The 238-nt window shown below is 72.7% G+C and carries 1 pseudogene; it reads right to left on the reverse strand.

Annotated features, from left to right (window positions below):
• Nucleotides 1-238 (reverse strand): annotated as a pseudogene (locus tag KVT45_RS55640) (dehydrogenase); the annotation flags it as partial.

The raw sequence follows: 238 nt of genomic DNA on the forward strand, positions 1-238 counted from the left end.
GGATACGGCCGTCGTCCTCCAGGGTCACCCGGTAGTCCGGCTGCGGCAGGTCCTCCCCGCACAGCCAGTAGTCGACGGCGGGATGGGCCAGGGCCTCGAACGGCATGACCGGCGCGACCGCCCCGGCCCAGCGCGGGGCCTCGCCGTGGATCTGGTGGGCATCCGACTTGCCGAGCATCTGGATCCCGCCGAGCGGTGACTCCCAGTCGTCCGCGCCCAGGTACCAGTCGTGCAGGGC

The sequence above is a fragment of the Streptomyces sp. GbtcB6 genome, assembly GCF_019091475.1.
In the GTDB taxonomy this organism is placed as follows: Bacteria; Actinomycetota; Actinomycetes; order Streptomycetales; family Streptomycetaceae; genus Streptomyces; species Streptomyces hyaluromycini.